Annotated in this window: 7 protein-coding genes and 1 tRNA gene; 6 read left to right on the plus strand and 2 right to left on the minus strand. The window is 42.2% G+C overall.

Going from position 1 to position 7,987, the window contains the following annotated elements; genetic code table 11:
* The 3 genes from P8O70_00085 to P8O70_00095 all read left to right on the plus strand — a co-directional run.
* Positions 1 to 495: zinc ABC transporter substrate-binding protein (locus P8O70_00085; protein ID MDG2195285.1), on the plus strand; the 495-nt coding region annotated here is incomplete at its 5' end.
* 11 nt (positions 496 to 506) lie between these two features.
* Positions 507 to 1,259 carry an ABC transporter ATP-binding protein gene (locus P8O70_00090; GenBank protein ID MDG2195286.1) on the plus strand — a complete coding sequence of 251 codons (753 nt, stop codon included), beginning with the start codon at positions 507 to 509 and terminating at the stop codon, positions 1,257 to 1,259.
* Positions 1,260 to 1,282: 23 nt separating this feature from the next.
* Complete coding sequence (locus P8O70_00095) at positions 1,283 to 2,098, plus strand: metal ABC transporter permease (protein MDG2195287.1); 816 nt, start codon at positions 1,283 to 1,285, stop codon at positions 2,096 to 2,098.
* 21 nt (positions 2,099 to 2,119) lie between these two features.
* Here P8O70_00095 and alr read toward each other — a convergent pair whose 3' ends face one another.
* Together alr and P8O70_00105 are read right to left on the minus strand one after the other, a co-directional pair.
* On the minus strand, positions 2,120 to 3,334 hold the full coding sequence (alr, locus tag P8O70_00100) for an alanine racemase (GenBank protein MDG2195288.1): 1,215 nt from the start codon (positions 3,332 to 3,334) through the stop codon (positions 2,120 to 2,122).
* Positions 3,282 to 3,905, minus strand: a complete 624-nt coding sequence (locus P8O70_00105; GenBank protein ID MDG2195289.1) for a hypothetical protein — start codon at positions 3,903 to 3,905, stop codon at positions 3,282 to 3,284. Before P8O70_00105 ends, alr begins: the two co-directional genes overlap by 53 nt.
* 150 nt (positions 3,906 to 4,055) lie before the next feature.
* Here P8O70_00105 and P8O70_00110 point away from each other — a divergent pair, with 150 nt between their 5' ends.
* The 3 genes from P8O70_00110 (at position 4,056) to P8O70_00120 (ending at position 7,630) form a co-directional block, all read left to right on the plus strand.
* The gene (locus P8O70_00110; GenBank protein ID MDG2195290.1) at positions 4,056 to 6,188 is read left to right on the plus strand and encodes a transglycosylase SLT domain-containing protein; all 2,133 of its coding nucleotides are present in this window, start codon (positions 4,056 to 4,058) and stop codon (positions 6,186 to 6,188) included.
* Positions 6,188 to 7,489, plus strand: coding sequence for an O-antigen ligase family protein (locus tag P8O70_00115; protein MDG2195291.1), 1,302 nt, complete (start codon positions 6,188 to 6,190; stop codon positions 7,487 to 7,489). The genes P8O70_00110 and P8O70_00115 overlap by 1 nt, the downstream gene beginning before the upstream one ends.
* 65 nt (positions 7,490 to 7,554) lie before the next feature.
* Positions 7,555 to 7,630 (plus strand) — tRNA-Phe (locus P8O70_00120).
* Positions 7,631 to 7,987 lie beyond the last annotated feature (357 nt).

The raw sequence follows: 7,987 nt of genomic DNA on the forward strand, positions 1-7,987 counted from the left end.
CAATTAGGAACTTCTCTGGATCCTCATATCTGGTTAGCACCATCAAATGTTCAAAAAATGGGAGAACAAATCCTTGGTCATTTATTGGAAATCATTCCAAACAATAGTGAGGCTCTCAGGTCTAACTTTCTTAAGTTTTCTGCAGAGGTTGAAAAATTAGATGAAGAAATCAGAGGAAAACTAGCAAAGTCTGGAAATCCAAAAGGATTCTTAGTATTTCATCCTGCTTGGGGATATTTTGCCAAAGAGTATGGATTGCAACAATTTTCTATAGAGTTGGAGGGTAAAGAGCCTAGTCCAGCGGAATTGATAAAAGAATTGAAAGAAGTACAAGATATGGGGATTCAAAATATTTGGGTGCAACCACAACGATCTTCTCGAATGGCAAAAACAGTGGCAAATAGCCTTGGAGGAGAAATAATTGAACTGGACCCTCTTGCTGCAAACTGGCATGACTCTTTGAGAAAAGCCACCAATCAAATTGTTGAAAACTAAACGAAAAATATATGAGTGAAGTAGAAGTTCTTAATTTAATATTTGCCTATGAACCAGAAAAAATTGTTCTAGAAAATATCAATTTGCAAATCCCCGAAAGGGATCTTGTTGCAGTGATAGGGCCCAATGGTGGTGGAAAATCAACTTTGTTTCGTCTGATTTTAGGACTCTTGAAGCCTTTGCAAGGTAAAGTGCTTATTCAAGGACAACATCACCAGCTACGTTCAGATCTTGTTGGATATGTACCTCAGAATTCGAAATCAAATCATCAATTTCCCATCAAGGTAGGCGATGTTGTCGCCTTGGGTAGTGATGAAAGCCGACGCTGGGGCTGGGGTTTCTCAAAAGAAGTCAAGGAGAGGTCCAATCAGGTTTTGGAGGAAGTTGGTCTGTCTGATTTCAAGAAGAGGAGTTGGCAAGCTTTATCAGGAGGGGAGCGCCAGCGGGTATTGATTGCCCGTGCAATGATGTCTAAACCAAAACTTTTGTTGTTGGATGAACCCTCAGCTAATTTGGACCTGCAATCAAAGACAAAACTCTATGATCTCTTACATAGAGTTAATGAAAAAACTACTGTTTTAGTCAGTACTCACGACCTTGGCTTGGTACCACACATTGCCAAGTCTGTGGCGACAGTGAATCATTTTTTGCACTACCATCCCAAACCTGAGATCACAGATCTCGCTCTCCACGTGATGTGTGGTTCTGACGTGGACCACCATTGTCCTCTGCCAGAAATGACCACTCTTGCAGCTGCCTCCTAGTTCAACTTAATTCGCAGCAGCTTATGTGGGAAGCCCTCCAATATGATTTTATGCAACATGCCTTGCTTGCCATAGTATTGGGGAGTATTGCATGTGGGCTTCTTGGTTCAATCGTAGTTGTTAACAGGATGACTTTCCTTGCAGGGGGAATTTCTCACTTTGCTTATGGCGGAGTCGGTCTAGGTGTTTTTCTTGGTTGGCCGCTTCTTCCTACCACCTTGGTGTTTACGGTTGGAGGAGCCCTCATCTTGGCGAAATGGACTCAACAAAACCGAGAGAATTCGGACCGAATAGTGAGTCTGCTCTGGGCAGCTGGGATGGCTTTTGGAGTATTGATGATTGATATGACCCCGGGCTATCAGGTGGATTTGGGGAGCTATCTGTTCGGAAGCATTTTAGCAATTCCCTCATCAGATTTGTTCTGGATGGTAGGTATTGACTGCTTTATTCTGTTGCTCGTTCTTGGAGGGTATAAACCTTTATTGGCTGTTTCATATGATCATGAATATGCAGAATTGACCAAGGTCCCAGTCAAATGGTTTTATCCATTGGTGTTGGTGCTGCTAGCTTGTGGAGTTGTGATTCTTATTCGATTGGTTGGTATAATTTTGGTGTTGGCCCTTTTAACAATTCCACCGAGCATGCTAGAAAAGAATGCATCCTCATTGCAGCAATTGATGATGGGTTCAACACTTCTATGTTTTGCGATGTGCCTGATTGGCCTGATCATATCTTACTACGGAGATACAAATACCAGTGCTGCGATCGTTGGAGTTGCTATTGCTGCTTACCTGACAAAGATTCTCCTAGAATTGGCGACGAATCGGCTCCGCACATAGTATTTAAGCGCGAAACACATGCTAGAAGTAGTATCTTGGTAGGCGGGAATTCAAGTTAGTTAGAATCTCATATGGAATGGTTTGGGCTTGTGCAGCTAAATGCTCCACAGTGATCACCTCTTCTTCACTCCTCCCAATCAGAGTCATCTCGGCATCATTTGGAACACACATCTCAGGACTTTCAATCATCATCTGATCCATACAAATTTTACCAACTACTGGAAATCTCTTCCCTTCATAAAGCACTTCAGCTTTACTGGACAAACCTCTCATAAAGCCATCCCCGTATCCGATTGGAAGAGTACTGATCCATGTATTCTTTGAAGCCGTCCAGGTCGCACCATAGCTAACAGTTTGCCCCTTCAACATTCCCTTTTGAAAGACAGTTTTTGCTTTGAGGGTCAAACTGCGTTTAAGTTCTAACTGTAGTTGGCTTTTAGAATCTGGTTGGATTCCATATAGAAGAATGCCTGGTCTCACCATATCGAAAAAACTTTTTGGGTGATGGAGAATTGCTCCAGAATTCGCTAGATGCCGCATCGGTATTGGCGCACCCAACTTTTTAAAGTGTCCAATGCCCTCTTCAAATCGCTCTAGTTGAAGAGCAGTCATCTTGTCATGTGGATCATCTGCACAAGCAAAATGCGAAAATATTCCAATCAGTTGACAATTTTTACTCAGTAGTGCTGCTTCAATCATCGGTAGAGCTGAACTAGCTCGAGTTCCAATCCGACCCATCCCAGTATCTAATTTTATGTGAATTCTTGCTTTGCAGCCCAAATGCAGCGCCCATCTTTCCACCTGCTCCAATTTAGAGAGTGAAGAAACGGTAATATCAATTTGACGGAGCAGAAAATGAGGAACTTGACTCTCTAGTAACCCTCCGAAGACAAGGATCGGGCAAGCTATTCCGTTCTCTCTTAAAAGAAGTGCTTCCTCCAGCAAAGCTACACCTAACATATCAACAGCAGATTGTTCATAAAAGCGTGCTACTGGAACCAACCCATGTCCATAGGCATTTGCTTTGACGACAGCCATCACCTTAGCTGGTGCAACCTTTTTTTGAATTTCTGTGAGGTTGTGTGCCAAAGCTACAAAATCTACTTCAATCCAAGCAGGCCTCGAAGGATCAGGGAAATTTGCAACATTTTCACGGGAGGATTTATGAGGAGAAGTTGCTGTCTCACTGTTTGAGTTGGCTGTAAAAGCCAACGAGTGCACTGCAGAAGAGTTCAAAATTTTCAATCTCCGTATCTTCACTGATTCGGGTGAGGGTGTCTAATAGCTGATCAAAACTTTTAAATGTTCGATACGCATCATAAACACGTATGCGAATTTCCTGCTCTTCAAAAAGCGTGGCTAAATCTTGAACTAATTTTGTTAGACCGAATGGGTCTTCTTTCAGATCAGAGAGAACCTGTTCCATGAACAATTGGACAAAATGCTGTAGTCGTTGAGGGGCTTCATAGGAATCTGAGTGATTTCCATAGGTTGAAGATTTGCCAGGCACAGTCCCGGGAGCGATACGTCGTTTTTCGTGCGCACCTTTCGCGGAGGGATAAGCAAGACGATAGGAACCACCTTTCTCCTGCATTTTTTCAAAAAGACTCTGAAGCTTTTCCGAACTAAGCTTCGTTTGCTCAGTTGGAGCAGTGACCAAGCGTTGTAGAAAGGGACTTTTGGGATTACTGAAGAGGTCGTAGGTGTCCGCTGGCGGTTGATAAGGGACTGGCTTGCTGGAAGCTCCAAGGTTGCGTGGCCGCTGTCGAACAATCAATGGAACACGGTTTGTATCCTGCTCTTCCATCAAATTTTACCTAGCATTCGAATTATATTTTCTAGTCAAATTTTCGTTTCCATATGAAGTAAAGTCTTTTGCTTTTCGTGGAAGAGTTTTAAACAAATAACAATTTCCAATTACTGATCAATGATTTTTTTTAAATATGAGCATTCGGCTTTGAAACGAACTAGTTTTTTGGGTCTACTGCTAAGCTTTATCATTTGCTCTGCTAACTTTGTGTATGCCAATGAGTCTCAGGAGGCCAAGCGCTGGCTGGATTTCATGCAGCAAGGAAGCCATGCACAATTGATTCAAGACCTCAAAGAGCACATCAAAAAAGGACTTCTCGACCAATCGCCTCTTGCTCAGATCATTTTGGGAAAAAGTTTATCAGCGACTGGGGAGTATGCAGAAGCTGAGAAAATGTTCCAAAAGGGATTTCAAACAAATCCAAACCATAGAGATTATTGGGCTCTGCAGCAGGTAAGACTTTATTTGACCTGGAAAAAACATGACAAAGCACTAGGAGCGATTGAAAAAATCCTAGAGTCTCCAAGGCGATCACTGTATCTGCCCACTCTTCGTCTGATGCTAAAGAATCATTTCAACAGCGCTAGAGAGTTGAATCTGCTTTATAGCTTTCTGAAGAATACGCTCCATCAACTAGATTGGTTTTTTGCAGAATATGATCTTGCTGAGAAATTTATCAAAGTAGCTGAAAGGAAAAAGGTTCCTGTCCCTTTTGAGGTGACAGCTAATCTTTGGATGAATCCAGATAATCTCAAGGACGCTGAAGCTTCAGATCAACGAATCAAAAGAGGAAAGCAAAAACCATCTGGAGCAATGGTAATCAATAGAATGAAGACGATCAGCCGGCTTAGGCTAGATATGTATCTCATCAAACACTTACCTACTCAATTAAGTGGTCTCTCCAAATTTGAACGAGCTAAATTAGGTGAAATTTACGCGGCAGCTATGCATAGGGAACGCTTCTACACAAAGACTCTGAAATTGATGAAGCAAGGGTATTTTACAGAAAATTTTTCAATGCCTGGGGACAGACAACTGTATTGGCAAGCCCGCATGTGGAGAAAGAAGAAAGATGAAGGCTCCACAGCAAAAGTCATTGAACAAATCAGCAAAAATTACCTCTTCTCCAAGGCGCATGAAGACATCTTGCTGGAGGTTTCTAGGGCTTACAAGGGAAACAACAATGATGAAGTTGCGGAGATTTGGTGGAAGAAACTTCTGAGAAATTTCCCCAAAAAGCGCTCTGGGGAAATTGCAGCCTGGGAGTTGGCTTGGTATCACTATCAACAAAAGAATTGGCAAACTTCTCTAAAGTACATAAACGATGGCCTCAGGAATGGCATTAACAATCCTGAAGTAGCCGCAAAATTTGTTTATTGGCAAGGAAAGCTGGCTGTCTTAGAAAAGAAGAAAAAACGAGCTCAAAGAATTTTTAATAATTTGCTTAGTTGGTATCCCAATACATTTTATGGAATGCTGGCGCAGCGAACAATGAGCAGTCTGGTGCCAAAAAAGATACCCTACAAAGAGAAAGATTATTGGCATGACAACCCTCCTGAACTTAAAGCAAATGAGGAAAAGATAGAGTTGGAATTTGCAGAGTTTGTGATGGCTGCCGGAGACAGAAATATTGGAGCTAAGCACATTCGTAATTTAGTAGATTTGAAATCCCCCAAGGAACTGATCTGGAAAAGTAGTCTGGTACTTGATGAATATGGAGAATATCGCTCATTGCAGACAATTGTAGTCAATCACTACCTTGGTGATTTGAAGCGTATTCCAATAAAGGACCAACAAGTTTGGACTTTTGCTTTCCCTAGACCTTATTGGATAGATGTTCAAAATTTTTCTAAAAATGCTGGTATTGATCCCTATCTCACGTTGGCAATTATGCGTGAAGAAAGCCTTTATCAAGCAGATGTGGTTTCACCAGCTTCTGCTCGTGGACTGATGCAACTGATGCCATACACTGGAAAAAGAGTAGCTAAGATCATTGGGTTGAAGCTGAAAGATGAGAAAGATTTCTTCGATCCAAAGATTAATATTCAGCTCGGAACTTCCTACCTTGGGCAGATTTCGAAAAGGTTTGGAGAGGTGATTCAGATAGCAGGGAGCTATAATGCGGGACCAGGTCGTATGAAAGAATGGTTGAAGAGATTCCCTGACCGTGACCTCGACGAATTTGTTGAAAGCATTCCCTACATTGAAACCAGGAATTATGTGAAACGTGTTTTCAGGACTCATAAGCTTTACAAAGCTATCTATGAGGCACGTACATAATGGCCAAATTTTGGGCTAATGGATCCCTCAATGATTCCTCCACTTATCTTGGATTCTTCATATACGCTCTTTTTGTATTCAGCACCTTTAGTATTGCTGGATCTGAAGCCTCCATCTTCTTCATCTACCTGATCAGCCTCTGGCGATTTATTCGAAGGCAGGGGTTAGGCTATAAGCATTGGCTCATCTGGCCAGTAATCATATACATGAATTTGACTGTGTTAAGTGGTTATTTCAACGGATACCCAGGGATTGATCATCTTTTTTCCGCTCAGACGAACTGGCGCTTACTCTTACCTTTTGTGGTAGCCATTGCAATTTTGGAAGTTGACCAACAGAAACTCATTCGATTTCTATTTGTACCTCTCTTATTAGTTTCACTCTATGGAATCATTCAGTATTTCACTGGTGCAGACTGGCTTCGCTCACCTGAGAGAAGGCTGACTACTCTTTATTACACTGCAGCCGACGGCACCCAGTTTTTTCATGGAAAGGGCAATTTTACCCACCATCTGACTTACGGTGGCTATTTACTATTGCTCTTCCCTCTTTTTTTCCTTTTCACGACTGTGAAGAACCTCTCTACTAAATGGCGATGGCTTTATGGACTTGGTAGCATTGTGATGCTTGCTGGCGCAATCTCATCTTTGGGACGAAGCATTTGGCTAGGAATTTTAATGGTGTTTTGGATTTTGTTGTTTCGAATTTCAAAAATTTTGGGAACTGCTTCCCTGATAATTGGGGTGGGGTTGGGTGGTTGGATTTTTCAACAAGCACTCAGTGGAGAGACCAAAAATTGGCAAATTAGAGATAATGCATTAGTTCAGCGTCTCACCAGCACATTTGATGTTGCAGCTAACAAGGATAGGTTGTTGATGTGGGATTCAGGTGTGCAAGGAATTCAAGACCACTTACTTTGGGGCATCGGCTACGGCAATGACAAAAATGTCATGGATCAATACCGGATAACATTAGCTGAAAAAAACAATCATCGTTTTAACAACAATGCCAGTGCTGGAGTGCACAACATTTATCTGCAGACATGGCTAAATTACGGAATCATTGGCTTTCTCGCCTACCTAGGAATCGTATTTGGCTTGTTGTTGACATGTGTCCTATCATTGAAAAGAGTAGAATCGGTAAGTTGGGAAGGTGCAATCTTATGGGGTGGACTTGCTGGAGTTTCCGGCTTTATGGTGGCTGGAGCTTTTGAAAATAACTTTCGGGATGGAGAAGTTCAAACTGCCTTCTTAATGTTGATGGGTTTAGTACTTCATCAGGTTTATCGGTTGAGAAACTAGAAATCACTTGCTTTTCTGAAAAATCTCCCATAATTTTTTCGGGTTAACATCTTTATCCTCCAAACGGCCAGATAGCTCAGTTGGTAGAGCAACGGACTGAAAATCCGTGTGTCGGTGGTTCAATTCCACCTCTGGCCACCAGTAATATACAATTAGATTAGTGGTTTATCAGAATTAGCTATTGCTCAAGATTTTGAATAGTAGCAAAAAAGTCGTAACCCGCTACTGAGTCCTTCCCGTTTCCCTTCTACAAAAACTACCAAAAAGTAATTACTTTCAAAGTTTTCTAAACCAACACTTTTTCCACCAGCATTGCTGCCCCTGCGGCTCTAGACCTCTTCTGGCAGGTGACCGGTCACCCGGAACCCATGCAGCAGAATCTCGTCAGTGGTCCGACCCAAACTCCAACGTTGTTGCCTCGCCACTTGCCGCAGCAGTTGCACCAGATCATCATGCACCATACAACTCAAATGCTTTCTTGGTTCCCGGTACACTTCT

It is taken from the genome of SAR324 cluster bacterium, assembly GCA_029245725.1.
In the GTDB taxonomy this organism is placed as follows: Bacteria; SAR324; SAR324; order SAR324; family NAC60-12; genus JCVI-SCAAA005.